The organism is Streptomyces sp. NPDC033270 (genome assembly GCF_055576575.1).
Genome location: NZ_JBVIRA010000033.1, coordinates 12,883 through 29,285 on the forward strand (window position 1 = coordinate 12,883; position 16,403 = coordinate 29,285).

Annotated in this window: 14 protein-coding genes; 7 read left to right on the forward strand and 7 right to left on the reverse strand. The window is 71.5% G+C overall.

Translation table 11 applies throughout. The annotated features are described in order from the left end of the window. Together ACZ5XZ_RS33875 and ACZ5XZ_RS33880 are read left to right on the forward strand one after the other, a co-directional pair. Complete coding sequence (locus ACZ5XZ_RS33875) at window positions 1-717, forward strand: nitroreductase family protein (protein WP_468985201.1); 717 nt, start codon at window positions 1-3, stop codon at window positions 715-717. 315 nt (window positions 718-1,032) lie between these two features. Beyond that, window positions 1,033-1,779: a transglycosylase SLT domain-containing protein gene (locus ACZ5XZ_RS33880; protein ID WP_468985203.1), complete on the forward strand. Its 747-nt coding sequence runs from the start codon at window positions 1,033-1,035 to the stop codon at window positions 1,777-1,779. Window positions 1,780-1,878: 99 nt separating this feature from the next. On the opposite strand, the gene ACZ5XZ_RS33885 is transcribed toward ACZ5XZ_RS33880, so the two are convergent. Next, on the reverse strand, window positions 1,879-4,446 hold the full coding sequence (locus ACZ5XZ_RS33885; protein ID WP_468985205.1) for an ABC transporter ATP-binding protein/permease: 2,568 nt from the start codon (window positions 4,444-4,446) through the stop codon (window positions 1,879-1,881). A 547-nt stretch (window positions 4,447-4,993) separates the two neighbouring features. On the opposite strand from ACZ5XZ_RS33885, the gene serB reads away from it, so the two are divergent. Then, window positions 4,994-6,241, forward strand: a complete 1,248-nt coding sequence (gene serB / locus ACZ5XZ_RS33890; RefSeq protein ID WP_468985208.1) for a phosphoserine phosphatase SerB — start codon at window positions 4,994-4,996, stop codon at window positions 6,239-6,241. A 156-nt stretch (window positions 6,242-6,397) separates the two neighbouring features. Here serB and ACZ5XZ_RS33895 read toward each other — a convergent pair whose 3' ends face one another. The 4 genes from ACZ5XZ_RS33895 to ACZ5XZ_RS33910 all read right to left on the reverse strand — a co-directional run bounded on the left by ACZ5XZ_RS33895 (window position 6,398) and on the right by ACZ5XZ_RS33910 (window position 8,929). Beyond that, window positions 6,398-6,916 carry a SixA phosphatase family protein gene (locus ACZ5XZ_RS33895; protein WP_468985211.1) on the reverse strand — a complete coding sequence of 173 codons (519 nt, stop codon included), beginning with the start codon at window positions 6,914-6,916 and terminating at the stop codon, window positions 6,398-6,400. Window positions 6,917-7,003: 87 nt separating this feature from the next. Beyond that, complete coding sequence (locus ACZ5XZ_RS33900; protein WP_468985214.1) at window positions 7,004-7,231, reverse strand: hypothetical protein; 228 nt, start codon at window positions 7,229-7,231, stop codon at window positions 7,004-7,006. 227 nt (window positions 7,232-7,458) lie between these two features. Then, window positions 7,459-7,575 carry an SGM_5486 family transporter-associated protein gene (locus tag ACZ5XZ_RS33905; RefSeq protein WP_393501117.1) on the reverse strand — a complete coding sequence of 39 codons (117 nt, stop codon included), beginning with the start codon at window positions 7,573-7,575 and terminating at the stop codon, window positions 7,459-7,461. Window positions 7,576-7,591: 16 nt separating this feature from the next. Next, complete coding sequence (locus tag ACZ5XZ_RS33910) at window positions 7,592-8,929, reverse strand: CynX/NimT family MFS transporter (RefSeq protein ID WP_468985217.1); 1,338 nt, start codon at window positions 8,927-8,929, stop codon at window positions 7,592-7,594. A 142-nt stretch (window positions 8,930-9,071) separates the two neighbouring features. Between ACZ5XZ_RS33910 and ACZ5XZ_RS33915 the strand changes: the two genes are divergently transcribed. Then, on the forward strand, window positions 9,072-9,752 hold the full coding sequence (locus tag ACZ5XZ_RS33915) for a FadR/GntR family transcriptional regulator (protein WP_468985220.1): 681 nt from the start codon (window positions 9,072-9,074) through the stop codon (window positions 9,750-9,752). Between the two features lie 123 nt (window positions 9,753-9,875). Here ACZ5XZ_RS33915 and fabI read toward each other — a convergent pair whose 3' ends face one another. Together fabI and fabG are read right to left on the reverse strand one after the other, a co-directional pair. Beyond that, the gene (gene fabI / locus ACZ5XZ_RS33920) at window positions 9,876-10,652 is read right to left on the reverse strand and encodes an enoyl-ACP reductase FabI (RefSeq protein WP_467660390.1); all 777 of its coding nucleotides are present in this window, start codon (window positions 10,650-10,652) and stop codon (window positions 9,876-9,878) included. Window positions 10,653-10,657: 5 nt separating this feature from the next. Next, a complete protein-coding gene (gene fabG / locus ACZ5XZ_RS33925; RefSeq protein WP_384441731.1) occupies window positions 10,658-11,362 on the reverse strand; it encodes a 3-oxoacyl-[acyl-carrier-protein] reductase in 705 nt (234 codons plus the stop codon). Window positions 11,363-11,576: 214 nt separating this feature from the next. On the opposite strand from fabG, the gene ACZ5XZ_RS33930 reads away from it, so the two are divergent. The 3 genes from ACZ5XZ_RS33930 to tyrS all read left to right on the forward strand — a co-directional run bounded on the left by ACZ5XZ_RS33930 (window position 11,577) and on the right by tyrS (window position 16,294). Beyond that, window positions 11,577-13,163, forward strand: a complete 1,587-nt coding sequence (locus ACZ5XZ_RS33930) for a TldD/PmbA family protein (protein ID WP_468985225.1) — start codon at window positions 11,577-11,579, stop codon at window positions 13,161-13,163. A gap of 130 nt (window positions 13,164-13,293) precedes the next feature. Then, entirely contained in the window at window positions 13,294-14,748 is a 1,455-nt protein-coding gene (locus ACZ5XZ_RS33935; protein WP_468985228.1) for a metallopeptidase TldD-related protein, read from the forward strand. 142 nt (window positions 14,749-14,890) lie between these two features. After that, complete coding sequence (gene tyrS, locus ACZ5XZ_RS33940) at window positions 14,891-16,294, forward strand: tyrosine--tRNA ligase (protein WP_468985232.1); 1,404 nt, start codon at window positions 14,891-14,893, stop codon at window positions 16,292-16,294. Window positions 16,295-16,403 lie beyond the last annotated feature (109 nt).

A 16,403-nucleotide genomic window follows, 5' to 3' on the forward strand; every position in this document is an offset into this window, starting at 1 on the left:
ATGTCGCAACCAACGCAGTCAGACGCAACGACACGCTGGACGCCGACCCACGGCGCGCCCTACCGGGCGGTCCCCTACCGGCCCGAGCGGATGCCCGCGGCCGAGTCGCTGGCCCGCGCCGCCGAGCTGCGCGAGCGGATGGCCCGGCGGCGCACGGTCCGCCAGTTCGCCGCCGACCCGGTTCCGGAGCAGGTGGTGCGGGACGCCATCGCCTGCGCGGCCACCGCGCCGTCCGGGGCGCATCAGCAGCCCTGGACGTTCGTCCTGGTCAAGGACCCCGAGGTGCGCCGGAGGATCAGGGCGGCGGCCGAGGCGGAGGAGCGGGTGTCCTACGGGGGGCGGCTGGGCGAGGAGTGGCTGGCGGCGCTGCGGCCGCTGGGCACGGACGAGGTCAAGCCGCATCTGACCGATGCCCCGCAGCTGATCGTCGTCTTCCAGCAGCGGCACTGGCTGGGTGCGGACGGCAGCAGGCGCAAGCACTACTACGTGGACGAGTCGGTGGGCATCGCGGTCGGCATGCTGCTGTCCGCGCTGCATCTGTCGGGGCTGGCGGCGCTGGTGCACACGCCCAGTCCGATGCGCTTCCTGCGGGAGGTGCTGGGGCGGCCCGCCAACGAGAAGGCGTTCGCGGTGATTCCGGTGGGATATCCCGCCCCGGAGTGCGAAGTGCCCGATTTGATCCGAAAGTCCCTGGACCAGGTCATGGTGGAGATCTGACCTCTACGGACTGTGCGTTTGCAATTACGTCTGGCGAGATAAACCGTTCCGCGGTGTGACGCCGCTAATAGGACGCACATCACTTACGACCCGGGTTAGTGGTGCCCCAAATAGGGCGTGAGCTGGGAAATGACGGTAGGGGACGCAATATTCCCGCCCATGGTTCCACTAACCGGGATCGTACGTCACACCTTTGCCGGGGCAATTTTCGGCCGCTAAGAATGGCTCCCGTCGCTCGGCGCCGTGGTTCATGACTCGGCGTTCGCCGCCGCTCAGGGCCCGTGCGATGTCCCCCATCGGAAGGTCTGTCCCGCCATGCCCAAGCACGCCATCTCTGGTCTGAACCGCCTGACCCGGACGCACAAGCTCTCCGTCGCCGGTGTCGCCGCCGCCGGTGCCGCCGCACTGGTCTTCAGCATTGTCCCGGGGGCCGACGCCGAGCAGGGCAAGGCCCAGGCCGCCGCCGTCGAGAACGTCAAGCCGGTCGCCTTCAGCGCGGTGGACACCGCCGCCAAGACCCAGCAGGCCACCATCACCCAGCAGGCCGACAACTCCGCCGCCAAGGGCAAGGCCGAGGCCGCCGCCAAGAAGGCCGCCGCCGAGAAGGCCGCGAAGGCGAAGGCCGCCGCCGAGGCGAAGGCCAAGGCCGACAAGGCGCGCAAGGCGAAGCAGGCCGCGAGCCGGTCCGCCGTACGCACCGCGATCCCCGCCGCCGCGCCGAAGCCGGCCGTCAAGACCTACCCGGACAACCTCGACGGCTGGATCCGCGAGTCGCTGGACGTCATGGCGAAGAAGGGCATCCCCGGCTCCTACAACGGCATCTACCGGAACATCATCCGGGAGTCGAGCGGTAACCCGATGGCCATCAACCTCTGGGACATCAACGCCCAGAACGGCATCCCGTCCAAGGGCCTGCTGCAGGTCATCGACCCGACCTTCAAGACGTGGCACGTCGAGGGCACGTCCTGGAACATCTACGACCCGGTCGCCAACATCACCGCCGCCTGCAACTACGCGGCCGACAAGTACGGCTCGATGGACAACGTCAACTCGGCCTACTGAGCCGCCGGTTCACGCAGTCCGCGCACACGGCGCAGCACGCCCGAGGGGCGGCACCCGCATACCGGGTGCCGCCCCTCGGGCGTGGTGCCGCGGGACGCACTACTTGCGCATGACCTCCGGCTCGTGGCGGCGCAGCAGCCGCGCGACGACGAAGGCGAGCGCGACGCCCAGGCTGATCAGGATGATCATGTCCATCACGTAGACGCCGGTCTGGTGCTTCCACAGCGGGTCGGGGTTGCCCAGCTCCCACGGCAGCAGGGTGTTCATGTCCCCGGTCGCCCCCATCGCGGCGACGGCCCAGCGCGACGGCATCAGCCAGGCGAACTGCGCGACGCCCGGGGTGTCGAACAGCTGGAAGAGCACGCCGGTGAAGACCACCTGGACGATCGCGAACATGACCAGCAGTGGCATGGTCTTCTCGGCGGTCTTGACCAGCGCGGAGATGATCAGGCCGAACATCATCGAGGTGAAGCCCAGCGCGATGATCGCCAGCGCCATCTCGATGGCCGGGGCCTTCTCGATCACCAGGCCCTCGGCGGGCATGTTCCGGGTCGAGAAGCCGATCGCCGCGATGATCACGCCCTGGATGGCCGTGACCACACCGAGCACGATCACCTTGGACATCAGGTACGCCGAGCGCGACAGGCCGGTGGCCCGTTCCCGCTCGTAGATGACCCGCTCCTTGATCAGCTCACGGACCGAGTTGGCCGCACCCGAGAAGCACATGCCGACCGCGAGGATCAGCATGATCGTGCTCGCGTCGCGGTTGGTGCGGTGCTTGTTCAGCGGGCCGTACCCGAGTCCGTAGTCGCTGGGGATCAGCATCGAGACCACGCCGAGGACCGCCGGCAGGATCACCATCAGCCCCAGGAAGCCGCGGTCGGAGGCGAGCACCGAGACATAGCGCCGCATCAGCGTCCACAGCTGCGAGCCCCAGCTCTGGGACTTCTGCATCCGGGCCGGCGGCGGCTGGATCGCCACCGACTGCGGGGCGACGGCGTCGATGTCCGCGGCGTACATCTGGTAGTGCGGGGAGCCGCGCCAGCGGCCCATCCAGTCGTAGTCGCGGTAGTTCTCGAAGGCCGAGAAGACGTCCGCCCAGGTCTCGTACTGGAAGAAGTTCAGCGCCTCCTCGGGCGGGCCGAAGTAGGCCACGCCACCGCCGGGGGCCATCACCAGCAGCTTGTCGCAGAGGGCGAGTTCGGCCACGGAGTGGGTGACGACCAGGACCGTGCGGCCGTCGTCGGCGAGGCCGCGCAGCAGCTGCATGACATCGCGGTCCATGCCCGGGTCGAGGCCGGAGGTCGGCTCGTCGAGGAAGATCAGCGACGGCTTGGTCAGCAGCTCCAGGGCCACCGAGACGCGCTTGCGCTGGCCGCCGGAGAGCGAGGTGACCTTCTTCTCCTTGTGCACATGGAGCTTGAGCTCGTGCAGCACCTCGTCGATCCGAGCCTCGCGCTCGGCCTCCGCGGTGTCACCGGGGAAGCGGAGCTTGGCCGCGTAGCGCAGCGCCTTCTGGACGGTCAGCTCCTTGTGCAGGATGTCGTCCTGCGGGACCAGACCGATGCGCTGACGCAGCTCGGCGAACTGCTTGTAGAGGTTCCGGTTGTCGTAGAGGACGTCGCCCTGGTCGGCGGGGCGGTAGCCGGTCAGCGCCTTGAGCAGCGTGGACTTGCCGGAGCCGGACGGACCGATGACCGCGACCAGCGACTTCTCCGGGACGCCGAAGGAAACGTCCTTGAGGATCTGCTTGCCGCCCTCGACGGTGACCGTGAGGTGGCGGGCCGAGAAGGAGACCTCGCCGGTGTCGACGAACTCCTCCAGCCGGTCGCCGACCAGCCGGAAGGTCGAGTGGCCGACGCCGATGATGTCGTTCGGGCCGATCAGCGCGGTACCGGACTTGGTGACCGGCTGGCCGTTGACGTAGGTGCCGTTGTGGCTGCCCAGGTCGCGGATCTCGAAGCGGCCGTCGGGGGTGGCGCGGAACTCGGCGTGGTGGCGGGAGACCTGGAGGTCGGAGACGACCAGCTCGTTCTCCAGCGCACGGCCGATCCGCATCACCCGGCCCGTGTCGAGGCGGTGGAACGTGGTCGGGCTGCGGTCGCCCTGGACGGGTGCGCCGGCCGGCCGCTGCGCGGGGCGCTGCTGGGCCTGCTGGGGCTGCCCGGCCTGCTGCTGCGGCGGGACGTACGGCGGCTGCTGACCCTGCGGCGGCGCCTGCCAGCCCTGCTGGGCGGGCGGCTGGTGCTGTACGGGCGGCTGCTGGGCCGGCGGCTGGTGCGCGGGCGGCGCCTGCCAGCCCTGCGCGGCCTGCTGCTGCGGCGCCATCGCGGGCTGCGCCTGGAAGGCGTCGGCGGCCGGCGCCGCGGCGGACAGGGTCACCCGGGGGCCGTCGGTGGCGTTGCCCAGGTGCACGGTCGAGCCGGGGCCGATCTCCATCTGGTGGATCCGCTGGCCCTGGACGTAGGTGCCGTTGGTGCTGCCCTGGTCTTCGATGATCCAGCTGCGGCCACCCCACCGCACGGTGGCGTGGCGCCAGGAGACCCTGGCGTCGTCGAGCACCATGTCGCCCTGCGGATCACGGCCCACGTTGTAGGACCGGGACGGGTCGAGCGTCCAGGTCCTTCCGTTCAATTCGAGTACGAGTTCAGGCACTCCATGCCCCATTACATAGTCCCCCGAGTGACGCCCTGTATGGGAAGTCTAGGGATGGCGAACATCGTGAGGAACTATTTCAGGCTCGGCCCGTGGACCGGAAACCGGGACGCGGCCGGAGCGCGGACGGCTCGTGCGGGCGGCCCGCCAAACTCCCCCGGAGCGCGGGAAGAACCCATGGATGCGCAGGGATCACCGGATTAGGGGTGTTCCCGGACGCCCCGGTGCCCGGCGGGGCGCGGTCGGGCCCGTCCCGGACGCGATGCGCGTCCGCCTCGGAGGCCGCATTATGGGATGGAGCGGACAAATCCATGATCGACACCGCGGACTGTCGCGGTTGCGTTCCGTTATCGGCCCGAACGTGTCACCGCCGCAAGGGCGTTGGCGTTCCGGCGGTGTCACCACGCCCCGGAGAGGGTCGGACACGACTCCATAACGATCGACGGAGGCATCCGGGACGGAGCGCCGGTGTGCCGGTGCGCGCGGGCACGGGCCCCGGCGGTCCGAACCCCGGACACCCGTACGGGCGCGACGGCCCGGCGGTTACCGTAAGGGCACCATGAGCGCATCGCAGATCCCGCCTGCCACCGCCGTCCCGGGCGACGACGCACCGACCCTCCTTGTGAAGATCTTCGGGAAGGACCGGCCCGGCATCACCGCAGGTCTCTTCGACACCCTCGCCGCCTACTCCGTCGATGTCGTGGACATCGAGCAGGTGGTGACCCGAGGGCGCATCACACTGTGCGCACTGGTCACCACCCCCTCCCCCGCCAAGGGCGCCTCGGGCACCTCCGAAGGCGACCTGCGGGCCACCGTGCACAGCTGGGCCGAGTCGCTGAACCTCCAGGCGGAGATCATCTCCGGCCGGGGCGACAACCGTCCGCGCGGCACCGGACGTTCGCACGTCACCGTGCTGGGGCACCCGCTCACCGCGGAGTCCACCGCCGCCATCGCCGCCGCCATAACGGCCACCGGCGGCAATATCGACCGTATTTTCCGCCTTGCCAAGTATCCGGTGACCGCCGTGGAATTCGCGGTGTCCGGCACGGCCACCGAGACGCTGCGCACCGCCCTGGCCCTGGAGGCCGCGCAGCTGGGTGTGGACGTTGCCGTGGTGGCCGCCGGGCTGCAGCGCAGGGCCCAGCGGCTGGTCGTGATGGACGTCGACTCCACGCTGATCCAGGACGAGGTCATCGAGCTGTTCGCGGCGCATGCCGGCTGCGAGGCCGAGGTGGCCGAGGTGACCGCCGCCGCGATGCGCGGCGAGCTGGACTTCGAGCAGTCCCTGCACGCCCGGGTCGAGCTGCTCGGCGGGCTCGACGAGTCGGTGGTCGAGGCCGTGCGCAAGGAGGTACGGCTCACCCCCGGCGCCCGGACCCTGGTGCGGACCCTCAAGCGGCTCGGCTATCAAGTCGGCGTCGTGTCAGGCGGTTTCACCCAGGTCACCGATGCGCTCAAGGACGAGCTGGGGCTGGACTTCGCCTCCGCCAACACCCTGGAGATCGTCGACGGCAAGCTGACCGGCCGGGTCACCGGTGACATCGTGGACCGGGCCGGCAAGGCCAGGCTGCTGCGGGACTTCGCGCACCAGGCCGGGGTGCCGCTCGACCAGACCGTGGCCATCGGCGACGGGGCCAACGACCTCGACATGCTCAACACGGCCGGCCTCGGGGTGGCCTTCAACGCCAAGCCGGTGGTCCGCCAGGCGGCGCACACGGCCGTGAACGTTCCGTTCCTGGACACCGTGCTGTATCTGCTGGGTGTCACCCGCGAAGAGGTCGAGGCGGCCGACACCCACGCCGAGTGAGCGCACCGCGCACCACGCGCACCCATCCGACCAGGGCATGACGCGCACCCCGTCCGGCGACGACATACGCGAGGGCCCCGGCACACGGCTGCCGGGGCCCTCCGGTCGTATCCGGGGCCGCCTACCGCGCCCCTCGCGCGCGCGAAGGCGGCGGGATCACTCGTGCGGGGTCCAGTACGCGACCAGCCGTCCGACGCCGTGCTCGACCGACTTCCATGAGCCGTGGAAGCTGATCACGGCCATCGAGGCGGTCGGGAAGCCGCTGCGGTTCATCCGCGGCAGCAGATCGCCGTCGGACTCACCGGCGAGCGCGTCGGCGAGCGCGTGCACTCCCGGATTGTGGCCGACCAGCATCAGGTCGTCGACCTCGTCGGAGGTCTCGTTCAGCAGCGCGATGAGCTCGCCCAGGGACGCTTCGTAGATCCGCTCGTCATAGACGGTCCTGGGCCGCTCGGGGAGTTCATGGACGGCGAGCTTCCACGTCTCGCGGGTGCGTACGGACGTCGAGCACAGGGTCAGATCGGGGTTGATCCCGGCCCCGGCCAGCCAGCGGCCGGCCACCGGGGCATCCTTGCGGCCGCGGTCCGCAAGCGGACGCTCATGGTCGTCGGTGTCCGACCATTCGGCCTTGGCGTGTCGGAGGAGGACAATCCGGCGGGGTGTATCGGCGCTCATGCGTCCCAGCTTCGCACGAAAGGCGGCACGGGGCGCGGGGTGTTGGAGCGCTCCCCTCTGCCGGGTGACGCCGGGCGCGGGCGATCGTCAGACACCTATGGGGATGATCCGGGCAAGGGCCTCCAACAGCCACGTCAGGCCCTGCGGGGGACTCGCCGCGCTCGCCTCGGAGGCGCTCGCCATCAGCGCCAGCAGGGCTGTGAACGAGACCACCGGCAGGGCCAGCGTCCACCACGGCAGCCGCGTCCGCAGGCGGCGGGCCTTGACTGCGGGTGACCGGCTGACAGCGGGTGACGGGCTGGACGCGGCGGGCATGCGGATCGCCTCCGTGGCGGCGTCGAAGGGCTGCGCGGCCGCGGGCCGCGGCGCGCCCACCGCTGTGTGCGGTGTACTTCGAAGCTACGGATCACCGGCGGCCGTTCCCACCCGGGAAACCACCCACTTGCCCCTGACGCCGACCCCCTAGGGGACGGTGGGGGTACCCCCACCATCGGACCCGCCGGCGGACCCACGGGCCGGGCCGGGGCCGGGCCGCGGGCGGCTCACGGAGCGGCGATACTCGCGACGATCGCGACGACGACGGTCACGCCGAGCATGAGGCCCAGCACGAGGAGCAGCTTCTTCTGGCCGCCCTGCGGATTCGGTTCGAGCACTGGCATGCGCCCAGTGTCCCACTCAGGCCTCGTCCTCGATCCGGCGGTCCCGACCCGCCAGCACACCCACCGCGATCTGCGGCACCATCAGCCCCGCCATCAGCGCGATCGGCAGCCCCCAGCCGCCACTGTGGTCGTAGAGCGTGCCGACCAGCTGCGGCCCGGGAATGGAGATCAGATAGCCGACGCTCTGCGCGAAGGCCGAGAGCTTGACGACGCCGGCGGAGCTGGTGGAGCGCATCCCGATCATGGTCAGGGCCAGCGGGAACGCGCAGTTGGAGACGCCCATCAGCAGCGCCCAGGCCCAGGCACCGGCGGCCGGGGCCAGCCACAGCCCGGCGTAGCCCGCCAGACCGCACAGGCCGAGCGCCACCGCGAGCGGACCCTGATGCCGCATCCGGGACGCCAGCCGCGGCAGGACGAAGGAGAGCGGCACCCCCATGGCCATGGTGACGGCGAGCAGCACGCCCGCGGTCCCCGCCGAGACCCCGGCGTCGCGGAAGATCTGCGGCATCCAGCCCATGGTGATGTACGCGGCGGTGGCCTGCAGCCCGAAGAAGACGGCCAGCGCCCAGGCGGTCGGCGACGAGGTGATCCGGACCGGCGCCTCCTCGGGGCGCTCGCCACCGGCGGCCGGGCCGGAGGCGGCCCCGCGCTGCCGCAGCACCGCCAGCCAGGGCAGCGCCGCGACCGCGGCGAGCGCCGCCCACACCGCCAGGCCGCTACGCCAACTGCCGCCCAGCCCCTCGGTGATGGGCACGGTGAACGCTGCGGCGAGCGAGGTCCCCAGGGCCAGCGCCATCGAGTACAGCCCGGTCATCGGGCCGACCCGCTCGGGGAACCAGCTCTTGATCACGACCGGCATCAGCACATTGCTGACCGCGATGCCTGCCAGGGCAAGCGCGCTGGCGGCCAGGAAGCCGCCGGTGCCGCCCGCGAACGGACGCAGCGCGACGCCCACGGCGATCGCGGCCATCCCGGCGCAGACGACCGCGCCGGGCCCCCAGCGCCGGGCCAGCCGGGGCGCGGCGATGCCGAAGGCCGCGAAGCACATGGCCGGTACGGACGTCAGCAGTCCGGCGACGCTGGCGCTCATGCCGAGGCTCGCGCGGACCTCCGCCATGAGCGGCCCGAGGCTGGTGATGGCCGGGCGGAGGTTGAGCGCCGCGAGGACGATCCCGGCCGTCACGATCCACGGCAGCCAGCGGCCGACGGCGCCGCCCGCCCGGCCGCTCTCGGCGGCGGCCGCACCGGGCCCGCCCGGCCCCGCCTGCGGCCCGGTGCCCTCGGAGTGCCGGGCGGTGGAGGTCGTGCGGGGCCCGGCTGCCGGGCCGAGGGTCGCGAGGTCTTCGTCTGCCATGGACGCCATCATAGAATCATGGGATGAATGGTTGTCCAGCCGTTATCGCTAGCCTCGGCTGTCCCGGGCGGCACCGGGGGCCGCGACGGCCCTACGGGCGCCGCACCACCGCCTGTCCACCCCTGCACCCCGGAGCGCAGTTGTGCCTCTGACCTCGCCCCGCCGGTCCGCGCTGGCCGACCAGGTGATCGCGCAGCTGCGCGCCCAGATCACCTCCGGTGAGTGGCCGGTGGGATCCCGTATCCCGACCGAGCCGGAACTCGTCGAGCAGCTCGGCGTGGCCCGCAACACCGTCCGCGAGGCGGTACGCGCGCTGGCCCACAACGGGCTGCTGGACATCCGGCAGGGCTCGGGCACCTACGTGGTGGCGACCAGCGAGCTGGCCGGGGTGATGAACCGCCGGTTCGCGGCCGCCGAGCCCGAGCACGTCGCCGAGCTGCGCAGCGCCCTGGAGGCGAGCGCCGCCCGGCTCGCCGCCCGCCGCCGCACCGACCAGGACCTGCGGCAGATCGACACGCTGCTGGAGCGGCGCGAGGCCGCCTGGGAGTCCGGTGCGGCCGAGGCCTTCGTGGAGGCGGACGCGACCTTGCACATGGCGATCGTGTCGGCCTCGCACAACGAGGTACTGGCCGAGATCTACGCCGACCTCGGCGGCGTGCTGCGCGACTTCCTGCGCGCCGATGTCGGCGAGGAGCTGCGCCCGGAGGCGCACATGGACCACTCCCGGCTGGTGGAGGCGATCCGCGCGGGCGACGCGGAGCTGGCCGCCGCCGAGGCGGGCGCGCACCCCTTCGGCTGCCGGCTCGCCGTGCCGGGGCGCTGAGCACCGTACTGGGGCGCTCCGTACCTCGGCACCCGCAGGCCATACCACCCCACCCCAACGCGTACTGCCCGCCCCGGTGGCCGGGACGGGCAGTACGGACGTGATCGGGAGGGAGGAGAGGCGTCAGGCGCCCATCATGTGCACGCCGCCGTCGACGTGCACGATCTCGCCGGTCGTCTTCGGGAAGAAGTCCGAGAGCAGACCGACGACGCCACGGCCCGCCGGCTCCGGGTCGGCCAGGTCCCAGCCGATCGGCGCGCGGTGGTTCCAGACGTCCGCCAGCTCCTCGAAGCCCGGGATGGACTTGGCGGCCATCGACTTGATCGGGCCGGCCGAGACCATGTTGACGCGGATGTTCCGCCCGCCCAGGTCACGGGCCAGGTAACGCCCGGTGGACTCCAGGGCGGCCTTGGCGACGCCCATCCAGTCGTACTTCGGCCAGGCAATCGACCCGTCGAAGGTGATGCCGACGACCGAGCCGCCGCCGCGCTTCTCCATCAGCGGCAGCAGCGCCATGGTCAGCGACTTCAGGGAGTACGAGGAGACCTGCAGCGCGGTCGAGACATCCTCCCAGTCGGCCTCCAGGAAGTTGAAGGCGCCCTGCGGGCCGAAAGCGATCGAGTGCACGATGCCGTCGATGCCCTCGTCGTCACCGAAGTACTCGCTGACCTTGGCGGCCAGGCCGTCCAGGTGCTCCGGGTTGGTGACGTCCATCTCGATGACCGTGGTCGGCTTGGGCAGCCGCTTGGCGATGCGCTCCACGAGGGAGACCCGCCCGAAGCCGGTGAGCACGACCTCCGCGCCCTGCTCCTGCGCGACCTTGGCCGCGTGGAAGGCGATGGATCCCTCGGTGAGGACTCCGGTCACCAGGATGCGCTTGCCTGCGAGGATTCCACTCATGCTGATCAGTGACCCATGCCCAATCCGCCGTCGACGGGAATGACGGCTCCAGTGATGTACGCGGCCTCGTCGGAGGCCAAGAAGCGGACCGAGGAGGCGATCTCCTCGGGCTGCGCATACCGCGCGAGCGGCACCTGCTTGACGATGTTGTCCCGCTGCTCGTCGGTGAGCACCCGGGTCATGTCGGTGTCGACGAAGCCCGGCGCGACGACGTTGACGGTGATGTTGCGGCTGCCCAGCTCCCGGGCGAGCGAGCGGGCGAAGCCCACCAGACCGGCCTTGGAGGCGGCGTAGTTCGCCTGCCCGGCGCCGCCCATCAGGCCCACCACGGACGAGATCAGCACGACGCGTCCCTTACGGGCCCGCAGCATCGCCCGGTTGGCGCGCTTGACCACCCGGAACGTGCCGGTGAGGTTGGTCTCCAGGACCGAGGTGAAGTCCTCTTCGGACATCCGCATCAGCAGCTGGTCACGGGTGACGCCGGCGTTGGCCACCAGCACCTCGACCGGACCGTGCTTCTCCTCGATCTCCTTGTACGCCTGCTCGACCTGCTCGCTGTCCGTGATGTCGCACTTCACGGCCAAGAACCCGGCGGGGGGCTCCCCCGAGCGGTAGGTGATGGCGACCTTGTCGCCTGCCTCGGCGAAGGCACGGGCGATGGCGAGGCCAATGCCGCGGTTACCTCCGGTGACCAGAACCGAGCGGCTCAAGAGATCACCCTTTCCCTTTTCTGTCCGTCCTGCGTTCGATACGAAACTATCGGTCACCGGCCCCTTCCGTGGAATCGAGCACGGACAGGCGAGCGGCCCGGTCACTGTCGGGTCCCCACAGAACGCGGCCGACGCGCCGCGGCGCGCGCCGGTGTCCTCTGGGCCGGGGACGCGGCGCAGGGCATGATGCAGGCGCCGACCACGGGAGGACGCTTTGCCTGCTGCACCCCATGCCCACGCCCTCGACGCCTCGTTCCTGGCCCTGCCGCTGCGCGCGCTGGCCGATGCCGCGCTGGCCCGGGCCCGCGCGCTGGGCGCCGACCACGCGGACTTCCGCCTGGAGCGGATCCGCGGCGCCTCCTGGCGGCTGCGGGACGCCCGTACGTCGGGGACCTCGGACAGCACCGACCTCGGCTACGCGGTCCGGGTGGTGCACGGCGGGGCCTGGGGATTCGCGTCCGGGGTGGATCTGACGATGGACGCGGCGGCGCGGGTGGCCTCGCAGGCGGTGGCGATGGCGAAGCTGTCGGCGAAGGTGACCGAGGCCGCGGAATCGGGAGGGGCAGCGCGAAGCGCTTCTGCCGAAGGGCGGCGGTGGGCGACGGGTGGGCGGGTGGAGCTGGCGGCGGAGCCGGCGCATCCCGACCGCACCTGGGTCTCCTCGTACGAGGTCAACCCCTTCGACGTGCCGGACGCCGAGAAGACCGGGCTGCTGGCGGAGTGGAGTGCCCGGCTGCTGGCCGCGCCGGGCGTGGCCCACACGGACGCCTCGCTGATGACCGTCCAGGAGAACAAGTTCTACGCGGACACCGCGGGCACCAGCACCACCCAGCAGCGGATCCGGCTGCATCCGCAGCTGACCGCGGTCGCGGTGGACCCGGCCGGCGACTTCGACTCGATGCGCACCCTCGCCCCGCCGGTCGGGCGCGGCTGGGAGTACCTGACCGGCGGTCACTGGGACTGGGACGGCGAGCTGGCCAGGATCCCGGAGTACCTCGCCGAGAAGATGCGCGCACCGAGCGTCGAGGCCGGTGCGTACGACCTGGTGGTGGATCCGTCCAACCTCTGGCTGACGATCCACGAGTCGATCGGGCACGCGACCGAGCTGGACCGGGCGCTGGGTTACGAGGCGGCGTACGCGGGGACCTCGTTCGCCACCTTCGACCGGCTCGGCACCCTCGCGTACGGCTCCGAGATCATGAACGTGACGGGCGACCGGACCGCCGAGCACGGCCTGGCGACGATCGGCTACGACGACGAGGGAGTGGCCGCGCAGTCCTGGGACCTGGTGAAGGACGGGACCCTGGTCGGCTACCAACTCGACCGCCGTATCGCGAAGTTGACGGGCTTCGCGCGCTCCAACGGGTGCGCGTACGCGGACTCGCCGAGCCATGTGCCGGTCCAGCGGATGGCGAACGTCTCGCTGCGCCCGGCGCCGCAGGGGCCGTCCACCGACGAGCTGATCGCCGGGGTGGAGCGCGGCGTCTACGTCGTCGGCGACCGCTCCTGGTCGATCGACATGCAGCGCTACAACTTCCAGTTCACCCAGCAGCGGGCCTACGCGATCCGCAACGGGCGCCTGTGCGGGCAGCTCCGGGACGTCGCCTACCAGGGCGTCACCCCCGAGTTCTGGGGCTCCCTGACCGCGCTCGGCGGACCGCAGACCTACGTCCTCGGAGGCGCCTTCAACTGCGGCAAGGCCCAGCCCGGACAGGTCGCCGCGGTGTCCCACGGCTGCCCGTCCGCGCTGTTCCGGGGGGTGAACATCCTCAACACCTCGGCCGAGTCGGGGCGCGCATGACAGCGCCCCTTCGGCGCCGCGGCCGGTGGGTAGTCTCTGCACTGGCGACCACCACCGCCGTCCCGCACCGCTGTCCGTCCGCCCGGTCCGAGGGCGTCAACACCGTGAACACCCTGCAGGAGGCCGGTCGATGAGCACGCGTACGCCCCGTACGAGCAGGCCGCACGAGATCGTCGAGCGGGCCCTGGAGCTGTCCCGCGCCGACGGCTGTGTGGTCATCGCCGACGAGCACTCCAGCGCCAATCTGCGCTGGGCGGGCAACGCGCTGACCACCAACGGCGTCACCCGCGGCCGCACCCTGACGGTCGTGGCGACGGTGGACGGCGGGCAGGGCGCCGCGTCGGGTGTGGTCTCCCGCTCGGCGGTGACCGCCGACGACCTGGAGCCGCTGGTGCGGGCCGCGGAGGCGGCCGCGCGGGACGCCGGACCCGCCGAGGACGCCCAGCCGCTGGTCGGCGGCGAGAAGGCGTCCGCCGACTTCACCGACGCGCCCGCCGAGACCTCCTCGGACGTCTTCGCGGCGTTCGCGCCGGCCCTCGGGGAGGCCTTCGGGCAGGCCCGCGCCGGCGGCCGTGAGCTGTACGGCTTCGCCCACCACGGCGTGGTCTCGTCGTACCTGGGCACCTCGGCCGGGCTGCGGCTGCGGCACGACCAGCCCACCGGGACGCTGGAGCTGAACGCCAAGGCCCCGGGTGCCGACGGGGCGGTGCCCCGCTCGGCCTGGGCCGGCCGGGCGAGCCGCGACTTCACCGACGTCGATCCGCGGGAGCTGGACGCCGAGCTGGGCCGGCGGCTGGGCTGGGCCGAGCGGCGGGTCGAGCTGCCCGCCGGGCGGTACGAGACGCTGCTGCCGCCGACCGCCGTCGCCGATCTGCTGATCTACCAGCTCTGGTCGTCCGGGGCCCGGGACGCCGCCGAGGGCCGTACGGTCTTCTCGCGGCCGGCCGGGGCCGACGAGGCCGCCGGGGCGCCCGGCGCCGGTACCCGGCTCGGCGAGCGGCTCAGCGAGCTGCCGCTGACGCTGCGCAGCGACCCGGGGGCGGCCGGTCTGGAGTGCGCACCGTTCGTGCTGGCGCACTCCTCCGGGGACGATGCGTCGGTCTTCGACAACGGGCTGCCGCTGACGGCCACCGACTGGGTGCGCGAGGGGGTGCTGAACCGGCTGGTGACCACCCGGCACAGCGCCTGCCTGACCGGTCTGCCGGTGGCGCCGGCGATCGACAACCTCCTGCTGGAGGGCGGTGGTTCGCGCTCCCTGGACGAGATGGTCGCGGCCGCCGGGCACGACGGTCCCGCGCTGCTGCTGACCTGCCTGTGGTACATCCGCGAGGTCGACCCGGCGACGCTGCTGCTGACCGGGCTGACCCGGGACGGCGTCTATCTGGTCGAGAACGGCGAGGTGACCGGCGAGGTGAACAACTTCCGGTTCAACGAGTCGCCGGTGGACCTGCTGTCCCGGGCGGTGGAGGCGGGCCGTACGGAGCGGACCCTGCCGCGCGAGTGGAGCGACTACTTCACCCGTGCGGCGATGCCCGCGCTGCGCGTCCCGGACTTCAACATGAGCTCGGTCAGCCAGGGAGTGTGAGCGAGGCCGGGCCGCCCGGCGCAGCGGCCCGGCGCGCGCACGGCGACGGGCTGCGGGTACGACGGCGCGGGAGTTGCCCGCCCGGCCTAATAGACTGCCTGCTTGTCCTCCCGTTTGGGAACCACGATCGATCAGGAACGCCATGACACGCCTCGGCGAATCCGTCGCCCGCGCCAGCACTCTGCTCTCCGCCGACCTCTCCTCGGACGGCACCGTCCGGGAGCTGCTCGAGGAGACGGGCGACCGGCGCTATCTCGATCTGACGGACCTGCCCGCCAAGGAGCAGGCCGAGCTGATCGCGGCCCGTACGGTCGAGGTGCTGCCGGGCGTGGAGAAGCTGGCCGAGCGGATCGAGGAGCGCCGGGCGGCCGGCAAGGGTCTGCACATCAAGCTGGGCATCGACCCGACGGCGACCGATGTGCACCTGGGGCATGCGGTGCCGCTGATCGTCCTGAGCCGGTTCCAGCGCCTCGGCCACGACGTCACGCTGATCATCGGTGACTTCACCGCCAAGATCGGCGACCCGTCGGGCCGTACGGCCGAGCGCCCGCCGCTCACCGACGAGGACATCGCGCACAACCTCGCCACCTACCGCGAACAGGTCCGCCCCTTCTTCGACTTCGAGAAGGTCAGCTTCCGGCAGAACAGCGAGTGGCTGGCGCCGTACACCTTCCCCGAGCTGCTCGGGCTGCTCGCCCAGGTGCCGGCCTCGCAGCTGCTGCAGCGCGAGGACTTCCGCAACCGGCTCGCGGCCGGCTCCGGTCTGACGATGACGGAGCTGCTCTACCCCATCGCGCAGGGCCTGGACTCGGTGGCGCTGGAGTGCGATGTCGAGCTGGGCGGCTCCGACCAGCTGCTGAATCTGCAGATGGGCCGCAAGCTGATGGAGCTGCGCGGGCAGCGGCCGCAGCTGGTGGTGACCATGCCGCTGATCGAGGGCACGGACGGCACCGGCGCCAAGATGTCCAAGTCCAAGGGCAACTACGTCGGTCTGAGCGCGCCCGCCGACGATGTCTTCGGCAAGATCATGTCGGTGCCGGACCGGCTGATGGAGCCGTACCTCAAGGCGTGGACGGAGTGGACGGACGCGGAGATCGCGCTCGTCCTGGGCCGGGTCACGGACCGCTCGCTGCACCCGATGGACCTCAAGAAGATCCTCGCGGGCGAGGTCGTGGCCGCGCTGTACGGCCTGGAGGCGGCGATGGCGGCGCGCGCCGGTTTCGTCGCGCAGTTCTCCAAGAAGTCGTTCTCCGATGTGGAGTCGCTGCCGGTCGTCGACGTCGCCGAGCACGGCGCGGAGACGGTGGCCGCGGTGCTGACCAAGGTGCTGGAGTTCACGCCGAGCGCCTCGGCGGCGCGGCGGCTGGCCAAGCAGAACGCGCTGCGGCTGGTCGTGGAGGGCGAGGACGGCCAGCAGACGGTGGTGCTCGCGGAGGCCGATGCGATCCGGCCGCTGAACGAGGTGCTGACCGAGAAGCTGACGGACCCGGCCGGGGTGGCGTACCTGAAGGCCGGCCGGAAGCTGGCACAGCTCGCGGGCCGCTGACCGGGCACGCCTGAGCGGAGGGGGGGGGGGGGGGGGGGGGGGGGGGGGGGGGGGGGGGGGGGTTTTTTTTTTTTTTTTTTTTGTGGCTGGTGGGAGCGTTTGGGCGCTG

Excerpts from the sequence above, each read along its gene's own strand:
- ACZ5XZ_RS33875 (WP_468985201.1), top strand. The coding sequence starts at position 1 with ATGTCGCAACCAACGCAGTCAGACGCAACGACACGCTGGACGCCGACC.
- ACZ5XZ_RS33880 (WP_468985203.1), top strand. The coding sequence starts at position 1,033 with ATGCCCAAGCACGCCATCTCTGGTCTGAACCGCCTGACCCGGACGCAC.
- ACZ5XZ_RS33885 (WP_468985205.1), bottom strand. The coding sequence starts at position 4,446 with ATGGGGCATGGAGTGCCTGAACTCGTACTCGAATTGAACGGAAGGACC.
- serB (WP_468985208.1), top strand. The coding sequence starts at position 4,994 with ATGAGCGCATCGCAGATCCCGCCTGCCACCGCCGTCCCGGGCGACGAC.
- ACZ5XZ_RS33895 (WP_468985211.1), bottom strand. The coding sequence starts at position 6,916 with ATGAGCGCCGATACACCCCGCCGGATTGTCCTCCTCCGACACGCCAAG.
- ACZ5XZ_RS33900 (WP_468985214.1), bottom strand. The coding sequence starts at position 7,231 with ATGCCCGCCGCGTCCAGCCCGTCACCCGCTGTCAGCCGGTCACCCGCA.
- ACZ5XZ_RS33905 (WP_393501117.1), bottom strand. The coding sequence starts at position 7,575 with ATGCCAGTGCTCGAACCGAATCCGCAGGGCGGCCAGAAGAAGCTGCTC.
- ACZ5XZ_RS33910 (WP_468985217.1), bottom strand. The coding sequence starts at position 8,929 with ATGGCAGACGAAGACCTCGCGACCCTCGGCCCGGCAGCCGGGCCCCGC.
- fabI (WP_467660390.1), bottom strand. The coding sequence starts at position 10,652 with ATGAGTGGAATCCTCGCAGGCAAGCGCATCCTGGTGACCGGAGTCCTC.
- ACZ5XZ_RS33935 (WP_468985228.1), top strand. The coding sequence starts at position 13,294 with ATGAGCACGCGTACGCCCCGTACGAGCAGGCCGCACGAGATCGTCGAG.
- tyrS (WP_468985232.1), top strand. The coding sequence starts at position 14,891 with ATGACACGCCTCGGCGAATCCGTCGCCCGCGCCAGCACTCTGCTCTCC.